This window comes from Caballeronia glathei (assembly GCF_000698595.1).
Lineage (GTDB): Bacteria > Pseudomonadota > Gammaproteobacteria > Burkholderiales > Burkholderiaceae > Caballeronia > Caballeronia glathei.
The window spans coordinates 21,755-38,593 of the sequence record NZ_JFHC01000004.1; the positions used below are offsets into that span (position 1 = coordinate 21,755).

Genomic DNA, 16,839 nt, shown 5'->3' on the forward strand with positions numbered 1-16,839 from the left:
CGACGCGGCCAATGACGATGCATCCACCGCTTCGCCGCGCACGCGACAGGCCTTCGCAAGCTCGCCGCCATGTCCGCGCCATGTTCCCTGTAACACGCACACCTTCGTATGAGCGGTGCGAACCAACGTGTGCGATGCGCAGCGACCGCATCAACTCCAGTCAATCGGGTTGTGATGGCGGACGGGGCGATCGCGCTCTTCCGTTCGCCTTCCTACGCTTTGTCCTGCTTGCCTCGACAGCGCGGCGTGCAGGGCAAAAAGAGCGGCATCGTCATGACCAAAGACGCATCGCGCCCACTCCCCGACCCGTGTCCGCCACCCACGGCGGCGCAAATAATTCATCCGATGCCGGAATATCCGCGAGCGCGTTGATGTTTACCCTTATGAACGCAGCATTCACCCGCCACCGACATCAAGGAGCAACAAAAATGAAGAAGCTCGTCCTGTTCACCGTATCCGCAATCGCCTTCGCTTCGACCGGCGTTTTCTCGAATGCATTCGCGCAGGAAAAGACGCGCGCGGAAGTCCGCCAGGAACTGATCCAGGCCGAAAACAACGGCTCGCGATTCGTGACCGACACCTCGTATCCGGCCGTCGATCCGATCTACGCCGCGCAGGTCGCGCGCCTGAAGCAAAGCCATGCCGACATGGGAACCGACACGTCGGGCTCGTCCGCGAGCGGCACGCGCATCACGATGCACAGCCATGGCGGCAATCAGTCGTGCGTGGGCCCGGCCGACTTCTGCACGCCGTTCTTCGGCAGCTGAATAGCACAGGCATCGCACTGAACCACGACACCGAACAACGAACCAGGGATTTTTCAACGATGAAAGTACTTCTTTGCCTCACCTTGGCAGTCAGCGCACTGGCAAGCCCCGCGCTCTCGTTCGCGCAGACATCGGACGCGCCGCTCACGCGCGCGCAGGTCCGCGCCGACCTCGTGCGTCTGGAGAAGGCCGGATACGATCCGAGCCGCGGCGATTACTGGAACTATCCGGTTGACATTCAGGCAGCGGAAGCAAAGGTCGCGGCGGAAGACGCGGGCCACGCGAACAACGCGGTAGGCGGTGTCGCGGACGATGGCACGTCGCGCTCGGGCCCGCCCGCCTCGCCGGTCACGACGCACTCGATCTACTTCGGCCATTGATGCACGCGTCCCTTGTCGCGCACGCCGCAATCCATGCGCGAACCGGCCCAATGCAGCACCATCGAGCGGGACTCGCCTAGCCCCACGGGTCCCGCGGCAAGCGCAGCACCGCATCCAGTCCACGCGACGGACGATTGACCAGCACGAGCGTTCCGCCGTGCGCCATCGCGATGCTTCTCGCTATCGTGAGGCCAAGTCCGCTGCCGCTCGTCCTTCCCGGACCGACGCGAAAATACGGCTCGAACACGCGCTCGAGCATGCCTTCTCCTTCGATACCCGGACCGTCATCGCTGATCGTGATGCGCACGGCGTCGCCGTCGTCGTTCATGTGCACCGAAGCCCCGCCGCCGTGGCGGATCGCGTTGTCGAGCAGATTCTGCAGGCAGCGCTTCAGGTTGCGCGGATAGCCGCTCACCGGTGCGCCGGCCCGCCCGTCGAGCGCGACACGGACGCCGGTTTCCGCGATGTCGTCGCAGAGTCCGCGCAGCATCGAATCGATGTCCATCTGGCGACGCGGCTCCGTAATCTCGACACCCTGCGCGAAGTCGAGCGTGGCGCGCACCATCGCATCCATCTCGTCGAGATCGCGGCTCAGGCGCTCGCGCGACACCTCGTCCGGCAACATCTGCGCACGCAGCCGAAGCCGCGTGAGCGGCGAGCGCAGATCGTGCGATATCGACGCAAAGAGCCGCGTGCGCTCCTCGATGGCACGAATCAGCTGCTGCTGCATCGCGTTGAACGACTGCGCCGCGACCCTCACCTCGCGCGGCCCGGCAAGATCGAGCGACGGCCGGTACACGTTCCTGCCGAGCGCTTCGGCGGCGACTGCGAGCCGTCTCAGCGGCTGCACGGCGACGCGCACCGCGATCAGCGCGAGCAGGAGCGCTGCCGCGAAACGGATCACGTAGATGCGCAGCAGATAGTCGATGGCGAGCGAGCGCGGCTCGCTTGCCATGCCGGCCTGCCCCTCGTGCGCGACGACGTCGAGCCACGTGCCGCTCGTCTGCAACTGCACGTGGAACTCGCCCGATGGCGTGCGCGATTCGAAGAGACTGAAGATGCCGCGGTGCTGGCCGGCATCGTCGGTCAGCTCGGCATCGATCAGGCGCAGCTCGACCGCCTCATTCAGACGATGCGCGAGCACGCCCGCGAGCACGTCCTCGATCGCCTGCTGCGCGACCGTATGCGCCGGCTCCGGAACCGGCGCATCGATGACGCGCAGGCGATAGCGCGCGTCGCTCAACTGACGGATGATCGCCGCGCGCGCGGCGGCGTCGGGTGAGGCCTGCAGAAGGCGTACCGTATCGGCGAGACGGCTCGCCAGGAGCCGCGCGGGAATCTCGAGCGTGCGGTTGTCGTGCGTCTCGAACCAGATCGTGCTCGTCAGCAACTGGCCGCCGAACATGCCCGCGACCAGAATCAGCACGAGCCGTCCGAACAGCGTGTCCGGCAGGAGGCGTAGCTTCATCGGCAGGGATCAGCCTTCATATGACACGTCCGCCGTGAGCATGTAGCCCTCGTTGCGCACGGTGCGAATGAGCGTCGCCTGACGCGCGGTGTCCTTCAGATGCTGGCGCAGCCGGCTGACACAGACGTCGATCGAGCGGTCGAGCGGCGAGCGCTCCTTGCCGAAGACCTCGTCGAGCAGATAGTCGCGCGAAAGCGGCCGGTTCGGATGATCGAGCAGCGTGCGCAGCGTGCGGTAATCGGAGCCGCCGAGCGTCACCACGACGCCCTCGGGCGACAGCATCTGCTTCATGCACGTATCGAGCCGCCAGCCGGCGAAGTTCACGTAGGCGGCGGCATCGCCGTGACGCGGCGCGGGCGCCTGGCGGGCGCGCCGCAGCACGGAGCGGATCTTGGCGAGCAGTTCGCGCGGATCGAAGGGTTTCGGCAGGTAGTCGTCCGCGCCCATTTCGAGCCCGAGGATGCGGTCGAGCAGACCGCCGCGCGCGCTCAGCATGACGATCGGCACGGTGTCGCGCCGGCGCAGTTCGCGGGCGATGTCGAGACCGTCCTCGCCGTCGAGCATCAGGTCGAGCACGACCAGATCGACCCGCGATGTATTGATCACCTGCTTCATCTGCGCGCTGCCGGTCGCCACCGACACGCGATATCCCACGCCCTGAAGATATTCGCGCAGCAGGTCGCGAATGCTGGCGTCGTCGTCGACTACGAGTATCTGATGCATCTGATGCGAAGCCACGAGCGCTGACTCGGGACGCGGAGGAAAAAGCGAAAAGGATCCTGAAAGGCAACATATTTCATTACAAAAGAGCCGCCTTTCAACACATCTGCATTACATTGCGCCGCTAAAGTTACGCGTCGTAATGAAACCGATTCTCATTCACAAACTATAGCATGACGAACAAGAACCGTCGCCGCACCGACGCGATCCACCACGCCCGCCGCGCCACGCGGCTCGCCGCCGCGCTCGTTTCCGGGCTGGCCGCCCATGCCGCGCACGCGCAATCGAGTGTCTCGCTCTACGGCCTGCTCGACGCGAGCCTGATCTACACGAACAACGCGCAAGGTCATTCCAACATTCAGGCGGGCAGCGGCAGCGTGACCGGCAGCCACTGGGGTCTGCTGGGACGCGAGGAGCTGGGCGGCGGCAACCAGGCGATCTTCCAGATCGAAAACGGCTTCAGCGTCACGAACGGCACGTTGCGCCAGGGAGGCCGCGAGTTCGGCTATCAGGCCTATGCGGGCCTGAGCAACCGCCAGTTCGGCACGGTGACGCTCGGGCGCCAGTACGATTCGGTGGTCGACTATCTCGCGCCGCTCAGCTTCACCGGGCGCCACCCGGGCGGCAACAACCTGTCGACGCATCCGTATGACAACGACAACCTGAACAACTCCTTTCGCGTCAACAACGCGGTGAAATTCGCGAGCGTGTCGTACGGCGGCGTGAAGTTCGGCGCGCTCTACGGCTTCTCGAACGAGGCCGGCGGCTTCAGCGACAACCGCCTGTACAGCGCGGGCGCGTCCTACGATGCCGGCCCGCTCAGCTTCGCCGCGGGCTATTTCAGAGCGGACAATCCGGGCGTCAGCAACACCGACGGAGCGGTCACGCTGACGGACCGCACCTTCATTGCCGACCTGCAACAGACGTATGGCGCAGGCGTCAACTACGCGATCGGCTCCGGACGGGTCGGCTTCGTCTGGACGCGCACGCAACTGGGCGGCCTCGCGACGATCAATGGCGCCAACAGCCTCGGCCTGCGGCAAAACGGCGAGGGCGCGAGCTTCGACAACTTCGAGGTGAACGCGGCCTACCGGCTGACGCCCACGCTCGAACTGGTCGGCTCGTACACGTACACCGACGGCACGCTGTCCACGGCGAGCGGCGGGCATCATCCGAAGTGGCACGACGTATCGATGCAGATGGACTATTTCCTGTCGAAGCGCACCGATCTCTACGTCCAGGCGACGTACCAGCACATCGCAAGCGACGGCTCGGGGCTGACCGCCGACATCAGCGGCCAGTCGCCATCGACGACCGACGAGCAGGTCGCCGTCGCGCTGGGGTTGCGGCACCGCTTCTGAGCGGCGACAAGCGCGCCACCGGCGCGCCACGCGCCCGAGGTCTTCCGAAGCACTTTCGAACGCCTTGCGAGCGCCACGCCGCGCGACTACGATCGTCGGCATGGAGATGACATCACTTGCAGGCAAGGTCGCGCTCGTCGCCGGAGCGACGCGCGGCGCGGGACGCGGCATCGCCGTGGAGCTGGGCGCGGCCGGCGCGACCGTCTACGTCACGGGCCGCTCGACGCGGTCAGCGCGATCGGAGATGAACCGGCCGGAGACGATCGAGGAAACCGCGGCGCTCGTCGATGCCGCGGGCGGCCGGGGCATCCCGGTCCGCGCCGACCATCTCGTGCCCGCCGAGGTAAGCGCGCTCGTCGATCGCATCAGACGAGAGCAGGGCCGGCTGCACGTCCTCGTGAACGACATCTGGGGCGCAACCACGATGGAGTGGAACAAGCCGGCCTGGGAATCCACGCTCGACATAGGGCTGCGCACGCTGCGCCTCGCCGTCGACACCCACGCGATCACGAGCCACTTCGCCATCCCGCTGATGCTCGAAGCGCCGGGCGGCCTGGTGGTGGAAGTCACCGACGGAACCGATGAATACAACGCAAGCCACTATCGCGTTTCGTTCTTCTACGACATCGCGAAGGCCGCAGTGAACCGGATGGCGTTCGCGCTCGCCCACGAACTGGGGCCGCGCGGGGCGACGGCGGTGTCGCTGACGCCGGGCTGGCTGCGCTCCGAGGCGATGCTCGAAGCCTACGGCGTCACCGAATCCAACTGGCGCGACGCGACGGCGCACTCGCCCCACTTCGCGATTTCCGAGAGCCCGGCGTTCGTCGGCCGGGCGGTGGCCGCGCTTGCGCAGGACCCCGACGTGTCGCGCTGGAACGGACAATCGCTGTCGAGCGGGCAACTGGCCCGCCTCTACGGCTTCACCGACCTCGACGGCAGCCAGCCCGACGCCTGGCGATACGTCCCCGAAATCCAGGACGCGGGCAAGCCGGCCGATACGACCGGCTACCGCTGACGCACGCCCCCTCATTCAAAGCAGCGCGCGCAGGCCCGCGGCGACGCGTCCGCCGGCATTTCCCCCGTTGCTGATATATTTGACACATCGGCAATGATGCGGAGCGCCCGTTTCGCGGCTCCCCTTCGTCGAACTGATCAAGGAAAGGATACGAACGATGACCAAACAGGTGATTTTCAGTGGTGCGCCTTCACAGGTCATCAACCTCCCGTCCGTGCTGAAGGGCGCGGCCGTGGTTCTGCCGATCGGCGCGATTCACTGGTATGCGTCGAACCACTTCACGGTGCACTGGAGTCTCGCGTTCGCGCAGATGGCGGCCGTCATGATCGCCTGCGGCGTGCCGTTCCTGAAGACCGCGTTCACCGAGATCGTCATCGACACCGAGCGGATCACCTGGACGCAGGGCATCCTGTCGCGGCGTTCGTCGACTCTGGAGCTGTCGAGCATCAGCGGCGTGACGCTCGCCTATCCGTGGTGGCAGCGCGTGTTCGGCACCGGCACGATCTTCATGGAGACGCTGGACCCGGCGCATCCCGTGAGGCGCCTGCCGGGCATCAGAAACGCGGAGCAACTGCGCCGGCAGCTCGACGAAGCCGCGCACGCGCGGCGCGATCCGAAGCAGGCCGCATCGGGGCCGTCCGGCCGCCCGGACGCGCAGCATCGGGCGGACCCGGAACCGGCCTGAGCCGGCCTTGATCCAGCCGGCCGACAAGGCCCTTCAAACGGGCCCCTTGATCCGGCCTCACCCCGCGCGCCGCGCCCGCACGGCGGCCGCAAGCGCATCGAGCACCGGCTCGGTCTGCGTCCAGCCGAGGCAGGCGTCGGTGATCGATACGCCGCGGCGCAACGGCACGCCCGGCTTCAGATCCTGGCACCCCTCCTCCAGATTGCTTTCGACCATCACGCCGATGATGCGCCGCTCGCCGCGCGACAGCTGCCCGGCCACGTCCTGAGCCACATCCACCTGACGCAGGTGCGACTTGCCCGAATTGGCGTGCGAGCAGTCGATCATCACCTGCTCGCGCAAGCCGAGCGTCCTGAGCGCCGCGCAGCTTTCCTCGACGGCGGCGCTGTCGTAGTTCGGCCCTTTCTTGCCGCCGCGCAGGATGACGTGCGCGTCGTCGTTGCCGCGCGTCTCGAAGATCGCGGCCATGCCCATCTTGGTCATGCCCATGAAGGCGTGGCTCGCGCGCGCCGCGACGATCGCGTCCGCCGCGATCTGCACGCCGCCGTCGGTGCCGTTCTTGAAGCCGATCGGGCAGCTCATGCCCGACGCGAGCTGGCGATGGCTCTGGCTTTCCGTGGTGCGCGCGCCGATCGCGCCCCATGCGATCAGGTCCGCGATGTACTGCGGGCTCAGCAGGTCGAGAAATTCGGTGGCGGTCGGCAGGCCGAGGCTGCTCACGTCGAGCAGCAATTGGCGCGCGCGGCGCAGGCCTTCGTTGATGCGGAAGCTGCCGTCGAGGCGCGGGTCGTTGATATAGCCTTTCCAGCCCACGGTGGTGCGCGGCTTTTCGAAGTAGACGCGCATCACGATCAGCAGGTCGTCGCGCAGCGCGTCGGCGGCGCGTTTCAGCTTGCTCGCGTACTCCAGAGCCTGGTCGTGGTCATGGATGGAGCACGGGCCCACCACGGCCACCAGACGGTCGTCGCGGCCGTGCAGGATATCCGCGACGGCCCTGCGGCTGTCCTCCACGAGCGTCTGCACGCCGGGCTGCACCGGCAGTTCGTCGAGGAGAAGCGCCGGGGAAATCAGCGGACGCACTGCGCCGATGCGCGTATCGTCGATGCGGGTCGTGTCCTGCGTGGAGTCGGCGACGCCAACTTCCTGATCGTGCGAGGGATTGTCGATGCGGCTCAAAATGGTCTCCGGGACTGGCGTGGGGCAGCGTCGATTATCGCACTCGCCCGCGCGGGCCGTCCCGGAGTCGTGGGCGCGAGCCGCCGCGCGACACGGGCGGACGGCGACTCAGCGATCATCCTCCCACACCGACGAAGCATGGCGGCACAGCGCGCGCACCCGCAGGTCCATGTACGGGAAGAGCGGCAGCCGGCTCAGCACGTCGTGCAGATGCGCGGGGCTGTCGACATCGAAGATGCTGATATTCGCGTACTGCCCCGCGATGCGCCACAGGTGCCGCCATACGCCGTCGCGCTGGAGTTGCTGCGCCATCGCCTTCTCCTCGGCCTTGAGCGCGCTCGCCCGCTCGCCGTCCATGTCGGGCGGCAGGTTGACGGTCATTTCGACGTGAAACAGCATTGCTCTTGCTCCTGATCGGTTGAAAAAAGCGCCCCGCGAAACCCGCCGGGCGAATCAAGCAGTTCTTCACACCGCGGCGCGCGGGCGCTCCACTTCGGTGCCCGGCACGTCGGCGCGCTCGGCAAAGAGCGTGAAGTCGAAGTCGATCAGCGCGAAGTTGCCTTCTACGCCGTACGGCTTGCCTTCCGCGCCCTCGGCCTTCTTCACTTCGGGCACGAGCCCGTCGCGCGTGGCGAACGCGAAGTCGTCCCACAGGTACGGATCGCCGTCGATATTGATCTGCGTCGTGAGCTTCCGGTGGCCCGGCGCCGACACGAAGAAGTGAATGTGCGCCGGACGATGACCGTGGCGCCCGAGCTGATCGAGCAACTGCTGGGTCTTGCCCGCGGGCGGCACGCTGTAGCCCACCGGCACCACGCTCGTGAACGCGTACTGGCCTTCCCCATCCGTGCGGATCGAGCGGCGCAGGTTGAACGCCGGCTGCGACTTATCGAAAAACGAGTAATTCCCCAGATGATTGGCGTGCCACACTTCGACCAGCGCGTCCGCGAGCGGCTGGCCGTCCTCGCCCAGCACGCGCCCGCGCATCACCAGCGTGTCGCCGGGATCGGTGCCGTCGTCGAGCCGCGCATGGCCGACCGACTCCGGCGCGCCCGCCACGTAGAGCGGACCTTCGATCGTGCGCGGCGTGCCGCCTTCGAGACCCGCCTTCGCCTCCGCTTCGTCCAGGCGCACGTCGAGGAAATGCTCGAAGCCGAGGCCCGCCGCGAGCAGCCCCAGCTCGCCGCTCTGCCCCGCTTCGCCCAGGTAGTTCAGCGCGGTCCAGAACTCGCCCGGCGTCACGTCGAGGTCCTCGATCGTGTAGAACAGGTCCCGCACGATGCGGTTCACGATCGTCTTCGTGCGCGGGTTGCCCTCGCTGGTGGCGCTGTCGTTGATCTTCTGCAGCAGGGCGTCGATGGCTTGCTTGTTCATGCTGTGTCTCCGTTGAATCGGTATATATGGGGAGTGATGCCGTTCAGCGCATCGCGACGCTCGCGCCGCGCTTCGAATCGCGCCGCAGGCGCCCGATGCGCTCCCAGTCGAGCGTGACGCCCAGGCCGGGGCCTTGCGGCAGATGCAGCGCGAAGTTTTCGTAGCGCAGCGGCTCGGTCAGGATTTCCTCGGTGAGCAGGAGCGGGCCGAAAAGCTCGGTGCCCCACTTCAGCTCGCTGAAGGTGGAAAAGAGTTGCGCCGAGGCGATCGTGCCGATCGCGCCTTCGAGCATCGTGCCGCCGTACAGGTCGATGTTCGCTGCAAGCGCGATGGCCGCGACGCTCGCCGCGCCCGTCAGGCCGCCCGATTGCGCGATCTTCACGGCGAACACGTCGGCGGCGCGGCTGCTGGCGAGCGCGAAGGCGTCGGCGGGGCCGTGCAGCGCTTCGTCGGCCATGATCGGCACGTGGGCGAGATCCGTCAGACGCTTGAGGCCCGCGCGGTTTCCGGCGGCCACCGGCTGCTCGATCAGGCTCACGCCCGCGTCGGCGAAGCGGGGCGCGGCCCAGATCGTGTCGGACTCGCTCCACGCCTGGTTCACGTCGACGCGCACTTCGCCGCGCGCGCCCAGCGCCTTGCCGATGGCGACCACGTGCGCGACATCGTCGGCCACGGCGCGCGCGCCGATCTTCAGCTTGAACACGCGATGGCGCTTCATGTCCAGCATCTGCTCGGCTTCGTCGATGTCGCGCCCGGTGTCGCCGCTCGCGAGCGTCCAGGCGACATCGACCGAATCGGTCACGCGGGAGCCGAAGAGTTCGGACAGCGGCACGTTCAGGCGCTGCGCCTGGGCGTCGAAGAGTGCGGTTTCCACCGCGCATTTGGCGAAGCGGTTGCCCTGAAAGAGCGCGCGCAGCTTCGCCATCGCGGCGCCGGGGCGGCTCGCGTCCATGCCCTCGAGCAGCGGGGCGAAGTAGGTATCGATGTTGACCTTGATGCTTTCGGGGCTTTCCTCGCCGTAGGCGAGGCCGCCGATCGTCGTGCCCTCGCCGACGCCCACTATGCCGTCAGCGCATACAACGCGCACGAGCACGAGCGTCTGGCAGTTCATCGTCGCCACCGAGAGCCGGTGCGGGCGAATCGTCGGAACATCGACGAGGATGGTCTCGATGGATTCAATTCTGGTGGACGTTGCTTGCATTGGCTTCTCCTGTCGAGACCAATGTTAAGAACTGCGCCCGGTCGAGTCCAACACCGTTTCCGACTACTTCCATACCTCCAGAGCATGCAGGCCGGCGCGCCCGGCGGCTGCGGCGTTCGCGGGCGCGCCGCAAGGCAATTGCAGCGCGGATAGAATCGCAGCATGTCCACGTCATCTTCTCCCGGCAGCGAGCGCGATCAAGAGCGCGATCACGACCACGAGCTTCCGCTGCACACGCCGAGCGTCGCGTCCCTGTCGCTGGCCGCGGCGATCGCGCTGATCGCCTGGCTCGCCGTCGCGGCGCAGGCCGACATCACGATCGGGCGCATGCTCGCCCGCGGCCTGTCCGTGCTGGAAGGGCTCGAACGCATGAGCAGCTACCTGACGAACCTCACGGTGTTCATCAGCGCGATCTGCTTCTCGTGCGTGGCGACGCGCGCGCGTTCGCCGTTCGCGCGCTTCTTCCGGCAGCCGACGGTGGTGACCGCGATCGTCGTCTACATGGTGTTCGTGGGGATCGCGTACAACGTGCTGCTGCGCTATCTGTGGACGCCTTCGGGGTATCGGGCGCTCGTCAACGAATGCCTGCACACCGTCGTGCCCGCACTGGCGGCGCTGTACTGGGTGCTGTTCGTCCCGCGCTTTCACCTGCGCGCGCGGCAATGCGCGCTCTGGCTCGTCTATCCGCTGTGCTACCTGTTCGTCACGCTGTGGCGCGGCAGCGTCTCGGACTTCTATCCGTACCCCTTCATCAACGTGAGCGAGCTCGGCTACGCGCACGCACTCTTGAACGCGACGCTCCTCGTGCTCGGATTCGTCACGCTGATGGGCGTATTCATCGCGATCAACCAGCGCCGGCCGGACCTGAACATGCCCGAGACCGGCGAGCAGAACGATCAGACGCGCGCCGAACCCTGACGCGGCGCGCCCAAGCGGCAGGACTTGCGGGGCCGTCACCGCCTTGCGGGCGACCAGCACGCTTGCGACGAACGCCCGCACGCGCGCCACGGCGCCACACAGGAAGATGAGCGCGTAATCGCTGTGCGTGTGCCCGAGGAGGAACGAATAGCGCTAGCCGCCGATCGCCTGGAACAGCGCGAAGGCCGTCGCCGCGCGGCTCCGGGCGGCGCGCCGCCCGGCATGGTCGTGCGGCACCATCTGTTTCAGCCCGCCGCCGGCGCGGAGCGGTAGACGGAGATGCCCTCCATCGGATCGACGTGCTCGCGCCACGGCGCCCGCCGGATCATGCGCGCGGTGTCCTCGTGGCCCGCCGCCCAGCGCCGTTCGATCCCGCCCGGCGAGAAATCGATGTCCTTGTTCAGGTCGTCGCCTTCGAAGCGCGGCGCGTCGAGTTCGAGCACCTGCATCGTCGTGCCGCAGCCCCAGCCGAGCAGTTCCCTTACCGCCGCCGTGTCGCGCTTGTCTTCGGCAATGTGCTTGCCGAGTTCGCGGATCACGTGGCGCAGCCGGTGAATCTGCATCTGCCGCTCCAGATGACTCTCCGAGCGGCTCGAATACTGGATGTCGCGCTGACGGCTCATCGCCTGCCAGATCGACTCGGGTTCCGGGCCGCTCGCCGGCCACAGCTGCACGGCGAAGATCACGGAGCTGTGGCGCGGACGGTCGTCGAGCACCGCTTCGAGCGGCGTATTCGAATAGATGCCGCCGTCCCAGTAGGTCTCGCCGTCGAGCCGCACCGACGGAAAACCCGGCGGAAATGCGGCCGATGCCATCACGTGGCCGATGTCGAGTGTCTCGTCGCGGTTCGTGAAATAGCGCATGCGCCCGCTGCACACGTTGACGGTGCCGACCGTCAGGCGCATCTGCCGCGCGTTCAGGTAGCCAAAATCGACGAGCGAATCGAGCGTCGCGCGCAGCGGGTCGGTGGAATAGAACGCGGCCTGTGTGAGCCCGACGCGCGCATGCAGGCCGAACCACGGTTCGAGTCGCGGCGTGAAGAACGACGGAATGCCCTTCGTGATGACCCCGATGTTGCGCAGCCAGTCGTCGAGGCCCGGCATCGCGCTCATGCCCGCGACGCCGCCGCCGAACCCCCGATAAGCGACCTGGTCCCAGAAACGCTTCAGGCGCGCGAGCCTGTCCTGCGACGGGTTGCCCGCGATGATCGCGCCGTTGATCGCCCCGATCGACGTGCCGATCACCCAGTCCGGCTCGATGCCCGCGTCGTGCAGCGCCTGATACACGCCCGCCTGATAGGCGCCGAGCGCGCCGCCGCCCTGAAACACGACGACGACCTGACCGGGAATGTCCGGATGGCCGGCCGGCGGGACCGGCTCTTCGCTGCGCGTCTTTCTGGCCATGTCGTTTTCTCCGTTCGCGAAGCGGCCCGCGGCCGGGCGTTCCCTGCCTGCCGGAGCTCGCGCACCGCGGCTGCCCGGCGGCGCCTGTCACGCGCTCAGACGTCCTTCGTGTCGAACATGAGGAGTTCGACGCCCGCCTGCGCGAAGTTCGCCAGATCGTCGGCTGTCGCCTTGCCCTGGGGGGAGGCGAGCGCGGCCTTGATCGCGTCCATCGACTCGAAATGCAGGATCGCCACGAGGTAATACGGCGACTCGCCCTGCCCGACCGCGACCGGCCCCGCATTCACCTCGTAGCGCGTGAGGCCGGGCAGCGTGCCCGCGAGCGGCGCATGGGTGGCCGCATAGTACGCGTCGAATGCGGCTGTATCGGACGGATTCCTGTAAAGCGCGACGAGCTTGGCCATCGTTAGTCTCCTTTGGTTGTGGGCTGGCGAAATTGCGTGGTCACTGCTTTTCGAGTTGCAGGTAGAGCCGCTGCACGTTCTGCGGCTGCGCGGCCGCGTAGAGCTTGTAGCTGCGGAAATCGGGTACCTGGACGGTGCGCATCGCGTCGGTGAGCCCGGTGCCGTTCGCGTAGGCACGCCGCACGGCGGCATCGAGCTGGCGCAGATAGTCGCCCGTCGCGGTGAGCGCGGCATCGTCCTTCACGACCGGGCCGAAGCCCGGCACGATCGCGTGCGGCGCGAGCGCCCGCACCCGGTCGAGCGCGGCGAGCCAGCCGGGAATCTGCTCGTTGCGCAGCTCCGGAATGCGCCCGGCGCTCACGAGCCCGCCTGCGAACAGCACGCCGGTGGAGGTGTCGAGCACGGCGAGGTCGCCGGGCGTGCTCGCCGGGCCGAAATAGAGCAGCTGCAGCGCGCGCCCGCCGCTGTCGATCTGCGTCGTATCCTCGACGGTCCGGTCCGGCACCGTCACGCGCGAGCCGCCCATCTCGTCGTCGCCGAGCGTGCGCTGCAGGTTCTTCAGACAGATCGCGCAACGCTCGCGGATCAGCTCGGCGGTGCGCCGCTGTGCGAGGATCGGCACGTCGCGGTCACGAAACGCCGACGCGCCGAACACGAATTCCGGCGCCTGATGCGTGATGATCACGAGCTCGATCGGCAGCGGCGTGATCTTGCGGATCGCCTCGATCATCGCGCGGCCGTAGCGGTAGGACGTACCGGTGTCGATCACGGTCACGCCGCGCGTGCCCACGATGAACCCGTTATTCGCGACGATGCCGCGATTGGCCGGCGCCACGGCGTCGCCGTTGCCGAGCATCGCGTAGACGCCGGGGGCCACCGCGACCGGCACAGGAACATCGCTCGCCGCCGCCCGCGCGAGCGGCGCCCACGCGAGACATGCCGCCACGAGGCAGGCCGCCACAAGGCAAGCCCACATGACAAGCGCGAGCCGCCACGCTCCGCGCCGCGCCTTTTCGCTCACGCCGCACGCGCCCATCAAAGCTTCGTCGACGAAGTTTGCTGCGCCGCCGGCTGCGGATTGACCGCGACCGCGCCATCGAACTTCCGGTTCTTCGTGTCCTCGACGTGCGCCTTCAGCTCGCCGCTCGTGCGCGGCACGAAGTAGAAGCGGAAATTCGGGTTCTCGCTGATCGAAAAGTTCACGTCCGCGATCATGACCGGCTTGTCCGCGTAGCTCACCGTCACCTTGCGGATGAAATACGCCGTCGCGTAGTTGCGCGTGATCTGGTTCATCGCCATGCCGGTGCGGTTCGGATGGCGCACCATCAGCTGCGCGAGCTGGGGCCGGCCGGCGACGGCCTGGCCTTCCGGCGTGAGGCGCACCGAACCCGCGCTCGCCTCGGCGGCGGCGTCGTCCTTGCCGGCCGGCGCCGAACAGCCGCCCGACGCCTTCACGAACCGCACCGAGCTGTACAGGCGGCCGTCGTTGGTCTCGGCGATCGCGCGCATGAACGTGTAGTCCTCCACGCGCACGCGCGTCTCGATGCTCGCGAGCCCGGACTCCGGCGTGAACTCGAACGAGCCGGCATACGGCTCGGGGTTCTCGTCGATGAACAGATAGATCTTCCTGATGTAGTGCGACGGCGTCTGCGGAAACTGCGCCGCAATGGAGATCGGCACGACGGCCGCGTCCGCCGCCCGCGCGGGCGCCTCCAGCCGGATCACGGCGTCGCCCCGGGCATCGACCGGGCGGCCCTTGAACATGCCTTCCTTGAAATCCAGCCAGCGGGCGACCTTGCTCGGGTCGTCGTCGGGCTGCGCTGCGTACGCCGGATGCGCCGCCAGGGCCGCCATTGCAGCGCCCGCGGCGAGCCAGCCAGCCAGCGCGGCCTGCCTGATCGTGGTCATGATGTTCCCCTCCGTTGCTGCCTTGCGTGCCGGCGCCAGCCGCCGCGCGGGCGTCCTGTGCCTGCCCCGCATTCGTCCTACTGTTCCCACTCGAGTTCGGCATACGCGGCCGTCACGTTGCGGCGATGGTAGATGTCGAAGAGCCGCCACTTGTCGCGCTGGTCGAGGCCGATCGTGTCGATGGCCTGCTGCATCGTCTCGCCCCGCCTGATCGCCGCACGCACATCGCGCGCCAGGCCGGCGAGATACGCCTCTTCGGCGTCGAGCGACGCGGGCCAGGGCGCATCGAGCGGGCCGTGCCCCGGCACCACGCGGCGCGGTTTCATCTGGCGAATCGCCGCGATGTCGGCGAGCCAGCCAACGAGGCTGCCGTCGATCACCGGAATGCACTCGACGAACAGCAGATCCGCGAGCCACAGCGTGCCGCTCTTCTCATCGTATACCGTCAGGTCGTTGTTGGTATGTGCTGTTTTCCATGTGCGCAGCGTGAGCTGGCGGCCGCCCAGATCGAGCGTTGCCGTGCCGTCGACGAGGAGCGTCGGCGCGATGATTTCGCTGCCGTCGGCAATCGCGCCGAGCTCGCGGCGCAGCACGCGCAGATAGCTGTCCGCGTGCGACGCCTCGGCCTCGGGAAGCGTCGCGCTGCCGACGAACTGCGGATGATCGTCCCTGAACGCGGCGTTGCCGAGAATGTGGTCCGGATGCATGTGTGTGTTGATGACATAGCAGACGGGCAGCGGCGTGACCGCGCGAATCGCGGCGCGCAGCGCGCGGCCCTCCTCGGCGGTGCCGCCGGTGTCGATCACGGCGACGCAGCGCGTGCCGACCACGAAGCCGACATTCGCGATGTCGCCGCGGTTCGCGGGCGTCGCGACGTCGTCGTGGCCGCGGTGCGCGTAGAGGCCGGGCGCGAGTTCCGTCACGGCGAACGGGGCCGCAGCGGGCGCCGCCCGCATGGCTGAAACGAGAAGGATCGCGGCAAGCGCAAAATGCACGCGACGCACGCGGCCCACGCTGCGCGTCATCGCGACGGGCCCGCATCGGCCGCCGTGCCGCCGCCGATCCGCTCGCTTCCCTTCGGCGGCCTCAGCGCGAACTGCGCGTATTCGCGCTCGAGGAACGGCGCGGCGTGTTCGAGCAGGAAGCGCCGGAACACGAGGCACGTCGGCGAAAGCTGCTTCGAGCGCGAATGCACGAGCTGCCAGGTGCGCTCGATCGGCGTGCCGTTCACGTCGAGCAGCGCGATCTCGCCGGTGCGCAGTTCGAGCGCGAGCGTATGAAGCGAAATCAGGCTCACGCCCAGGCCGGCCATCACGGCCTGCTTGATCGTTTCGTTGCTGCCGAGCGTCACGCTGCGCGCGGGCACGAACAGATGCTGCCTGAACATGTGCTCGACCACCCCGCGCGTGCCGGAGCCGGGCTCCCGCAGCAGGAACGTGTCGCCGGCAAGCTCCTGGAGGTCGAAGCGCCGCGCGTGGCGCAACGGATGCGACAGCGGCGCGATGATCACATGCGGGTGATACGCGAGCGGCTCGGCGGTCGTGCCAAGCTCGGGTGGCGGGCGGCCCATGATCGCGAGATCGGTGGCGTTGTCCTGCAGGAGCCGCAGCAGCGTCTCGCGGTTGCCGACCGAAAAGTGCACATCCACCTTCGGATACTGCTGCGAATAGAGCGCGAGCAGCTTGGGCGCGAAATACGTGGCCGAACTGACGATGCTCACCGCGATCGATCCGCTATCGGCCTGCGTGAGCGACATCATCGCGTCCTCGGCGTCCTTGATCTCGCCGAGAATGCGGCTCGCGTGATGCGAAAGGCGCTCGCCCGCCTCGGTCAGCGCGAGCTTGCGCGCGACGCGCTCGAAAAGCGGCAGGCCGATGGCTTCCTCCAGCTGCCGGATCTGCATCGACACTGCGGGCTGCGTCAGATGCAGTTCCTCGGCCGCGCGCGCGAAGCTCGGGCAGCGGCTCGCGATCACGAAGATCTGCAACTGGCGCAACGTCAGCGAACGGATGAAATTCACGATGAGCGGCCACCGGTCGATAGGAGTCGGCGCAACGGG

General features: G+C 67.5%; 18 protein-coding genes. 6 read left to right on the plus strand and 12 right to left on the minus strand.

Going from position 1 to position 16,839, the window contains the following annotated elements:
• Positions 1-428: 428 nt before the first annotated feature.
• Positions 429-767 (plus strand): DUF4148 domain-containing protein, encoded by a 339-nt coding sequence (locus BG61_RS04545; protein ID WP_035926911.1) that lies wholly within the window; start codon positions 429-431, stop codon positions 765-767.
• A gap of 59 nt (positions 768-826) precedes the next feature.
• A complete protein-coding gene (locus BG61_RS04550) occupies positions 827-1,147 on the plus strand; it encodes a DUF4148 domain-containing protein (RefSeq protein ID WP_035926914.1) in 321 nt (106 codons plus the stop codon).
• Positions 1,148-1,223: 76 nt separating this feature from the next.
• Here BG61_RS04550 and BG61_RS04555 read toward each other — a convergent pair whose 3' ends face one another.
• Together BG61_RS04555 and BG61_RS04560 are read right to left on the minus strand one after the other, a co-directional pair.
• Positions 1,224-2,615 carry an ATP-binding protein gene (locus BG61_RS04555; RefSeq protein WP_035926917.1) on the minus strand — a complete coding sequence of 464 codons (1,392 nt, stop codon included), beginning with the start codon at positions 2,613-2,615 and terminating at the stop codon, positions 1,224-1,226.
• A gap of 9 nt (positions 2,616-2,624) precedes the next feature.
• Positions 2,625-3,338, minus strand: a complete 714-nt coding sequence (locus tag BG61_RS04560) for a response regulator (protein ID WP_035927163.1) — start codon at positions 3,336-3,338, stop codon at positions 2,625-2,627.
• 170 nt (positions 3,339-3,508) lie between these two features.
• Here BG61_RS04560 and BG61_RS04565 point away from each other — a divergent pair, with 170 nt between their 5' ends.
• From BG61_RS04565 to BG61_RS04575, 3 genes are all read left to right on the plus strand, one after another.
• Entirely contained in the window at positions 3,509-4,696 is a 1,188-nt protein-coding gene (locus BG61_RS04565; protein ID WP_081867977.1) for a porin, read from the plus strand.
• Positions 4,697-4,796: 100 nt separating this feature from the next.
• Positions 4,797-5,711: an SDR family oxidoreductase gene (locus tag BG61_RS04570; RefSeq protein ID WP_035926919.1), complete on the plus strand. Its 915-nt coding sequence runs from the start codon at positions 4,797-4,799 to the stop codon at positions 5,709-5,711.
• Positions 5,712-5,868: 157 nt separating this feature from the next.
• Positions 5,869-6,396 carry a PH domain-containing protein gene (locus tag BG61_RS04575; RefSeq protein ID WP_051672270.1) on the plus strand — a complete coding sequence of 176 codons (528 nt, stop codon included), beginning with the start codon at positions 5,869-5,871 and terminating at the stop codon, positions 6,394-6,396.
• A 57-nt stretch (positions 6,397-6,453) separates the two neighbouring features.
• Here the strand turns inward: BG61_RS04575 and BG61_RS04580 are convergent, their stop codons facing one another.
• From BG61_RS04580 to BG61_RS04595, 4 genes are all read right to left on the minus strand, one after another.
• Positions 6,454-7,572, minus strand: coding sequence for a 3-deoxy-7-phosphoheptulonate synthase (locus tag BG61_RS04580; RefSeq protein ID WP_035926922.1), 1,119 nt, complete (start codon positions 7,570-7,572; stop codon positions 6,454-6,456).
• 108 nt (positions 7,573-7,680) lie between these two features.
• Positions 7,681-7,971 carry a muconolactone Delta-isomerase gene (gene catC / locus BG61_RS04585; protein WP_035926925.1) on the minus strand — a complete coding sequence of 97 codons (291 nt, stop codon included), beginning with the start codon at positions 7,969-7,971 and terminating at the stop codon, positions 7,681-7,683.
• 66 nt (positions 7,972-8,037) lie between these two features.
• Positions 8,038-8,946: a catechol 1,2-dioxygenase gene (gene catA / locus BG61_RS04590; RefSeq protein ID WP_035926926.1), complete on the minus strand. Its 909-nt coding sequence runs from the start codon at positions 8,944-8,946 to the stop codon at positions 8,038-8,040.
• Between the two features lie 43 nt (positions 8,947-8,989).
• On the minus strand, positions 8,990-10,147 hold the full coding sequence (locus tag BG61_RS04595) for a muconate/chloromuconate family cycloisomerase (RefSeq protein ID WP_035926928.1): 1,158 nt from the start codon (positions 10,145-10,147) through the stop codon (positions 8,990-8,992).
• Between the two features lie 162 nt (positions 10,148-10,309).
• On the opposite strand from BG61_RS04595, the gene BG61_RS04600 reads away from it, so the two are divergent.
• The gene (locus BG61_RS04600; RefSeq protein ID WP_051672271.1) at positions 10,310-11,065 is read left to right on the plus strand and encodes a Pr6Pr family membrane protein; all 756 of its coding nucleotides are present in this window, start codon (positions 10,310-10,312) and stop codon (positions 11,063-11,065) included.
• 245 nt (positions 11,066-11,310) lie between these two features.
• Here BG61_RS04600 and BG61_RS04605 read toward each other — a convergent pair whose 3' ends face one another.
• From BG61_RS04605 to BG61_RS04630, 6 genes are all read right to left on the minus strand, one after another.
• The gene (locus tag BG61_RS04605) at positions 11,311-12,468 is read right to left on the minus strand and encodes a patatin-like phospholipase family protein (protein ID WP_051672272.1); all 1,158 of its coding nucleotides are present in this window, start codon (positions 12,466-12,468) and stop codon (positions 11,311-11,313) included.
• 95 nt (positions 12,469-12,563) lie between these two features.
• Entirely contained in the window at positions 12,564-12,872 is a 309-nt protein-coding gene (locus BG61_RS04610) for an EthD family reductase (RefSeq protein WP_035926930.1), read from the minus strand.
• A 40-nt stretch (positions 12,873-12,912) separates the two neighbouring features.
• On the minus strand, positions 12,913-13,848 hold the full coding sequence (locus BG61_RS04615; RefSeq protein ID WP_035927178.1) for an MBL fold metallo-hydrolase: 936 nt from the start codon (positions 13,846-13,848) through the stop codon (positions 12,913-12,915).
• 59 nt (positions 13,849-13,907) lie between these two features.
• Positions 13,908-14,780, minus strand: coding sequence for a quinoprotein dehydrogenase-associated SoxYZ-like carrier (locus tag BG61_RS04620; protein WP_051672273.1), 873 nt, complete (start codon positions 14,778-14,780; stop codon positions 13,908-13,910).
• Positions 14,781-14,857: 77 nt separating this feature from the next.
• Positions 14,858-15,805: a quinoprotein relay system zinc metallohydrolase 2 gene (locus tag BG61_RS04625; protein WP_051672274.1), complete on the minus strand. Its 948-nt coding sequence runs from the start codon at positions 15,803-15,805 to the stop codon at positions 14,858-14,860.
• On the minus strand, positions 15,802-16,800 hold the full coding sequence (locus BG61_RS04630) for a LysR family transcriptional regulator (protein ID WP_051672291.1): 999 nt from the start codon (positions 16,798-16,800) through the stop codon (positions 15,802-15,804). The genes BG61_RS04625 and BG61_RS04630 overlap by 4 nt, the downstream gene beginning before the upstream one ends.
• Between the last annotated feature and the right edge of the window lie 39 nt (positions 16,801-16,839).

Bases quoted from the DNA above. Each gene is read 5' to 3' on its own strand.
- BG61_RS04545 (WP_035926911.1), top strand. From the start codon at position 429: ATGAAGAAGCTCGTCCTGTTCACCGTATCCGCAATCGCCTTCGCTTCG.
- BG61_RS04550 (WP_035926914.1), top strand. From the start codon at position 827: ATGAAAGTACTTCTTTGCCTCACCTTGGCAGTCAGCGCACTGGCAAGC.
- BG61_RS04555 (WP_035926917.1), bottom strand. From the start codon at position 2,615: ATGAAGCTACGCCTCCTGCCGGACACGCTGTTCGGACGGCTCGTGCTG.
- BG61_RS04560 (WP_035927163.1), bottom strand. From the start codon at position 3,338: ATGCATCAGATACTCGTAGTCGACGACGACGCCAGCATTCGCGACCTG.
- BG61_RS04565 (WP_081867977.1), top strand. From the start codon at position 3,509: ATGACGAACAAGAACCGTCGCCGCACCGACGCGATCCACCACGCCCGC.
- BG61_RS04570 (WP_035926919.1), top strand. From the start codon at position 4,797: ATGGAGATGACATCACTTGCAGGCAAGGTCGCGCTCGTCGCCGGAGCG.
- BG61_RS04575 (WP_051672270.1), top strand. From the start codon at position 5,869: ATGACCAAACAGGTGATTTTCAGTGGTGCGCCTTCACAGGTCATCAAC.
- catC (WP_035926925.1), bottom strand. From the start codon at position 7,971: ATGCTGTTTCACGTCGAAATGACCGTCAACCTGCCGCCCGACATGGAC.
- catA (WP_035926926.1), bottom strand. From the start codon at position 8,946: ATGAACAAGCAAGCCATCGACGCCCTGCTGCAGAAGATCAACGACAGC.
- BG61_RS04595 (WP_035926928.1), bottom strand. From the start codon at position 10,147: ATGCAAGCAACGTCCACCAGAATTGAATCCATCGAGACCATCCTCGTC.
- BG61_RS04600 (WP_051672271.1), top strand. From the start codon at position 10,310: ATGTCCACGTCATCTTCTCCCGGCAGCGAGCGCGATCAAGAGCGCGAT.
- BG61_RS04605 (WP_051672272.1), bottom strand. From the start codon at position 12,468: ATGGCCAGAAAGACGCGCAGCGAAGAGCCGGTCCCGCCGGCCGGCCAT.
- BG61_RS04610 (WP_035926930.1), bottom strand. From the start codon at position 12,872: ATGGCCAAGCTCGTCGCGCTTTACAGGAATCCGTCCGATACAGCCGCA.
- BG61_RS04615 (WP_035927178.1), bottom strand. From the start codon at position 13,848: ATGTGGGCTTGCCTTGTGGCGGCCTGCCTCGTGGCGGCATGTCTCGCG.
- BG61_RS04620 (WP_051672273.1), bottom strand. From the start codon at position 14,780: ATGACCACGATCAGGCAGGCCGCGCTGGCTGGCTGGCTCGCCGCGGGC.
- BG61_RS04625 (WP_051672274.1), bottom strand. From the start codon at position 15,805: ATGACGCGCAGCGTGGGCCGCGTGCGTCGCGTGCATTTTGCGCTTGCC.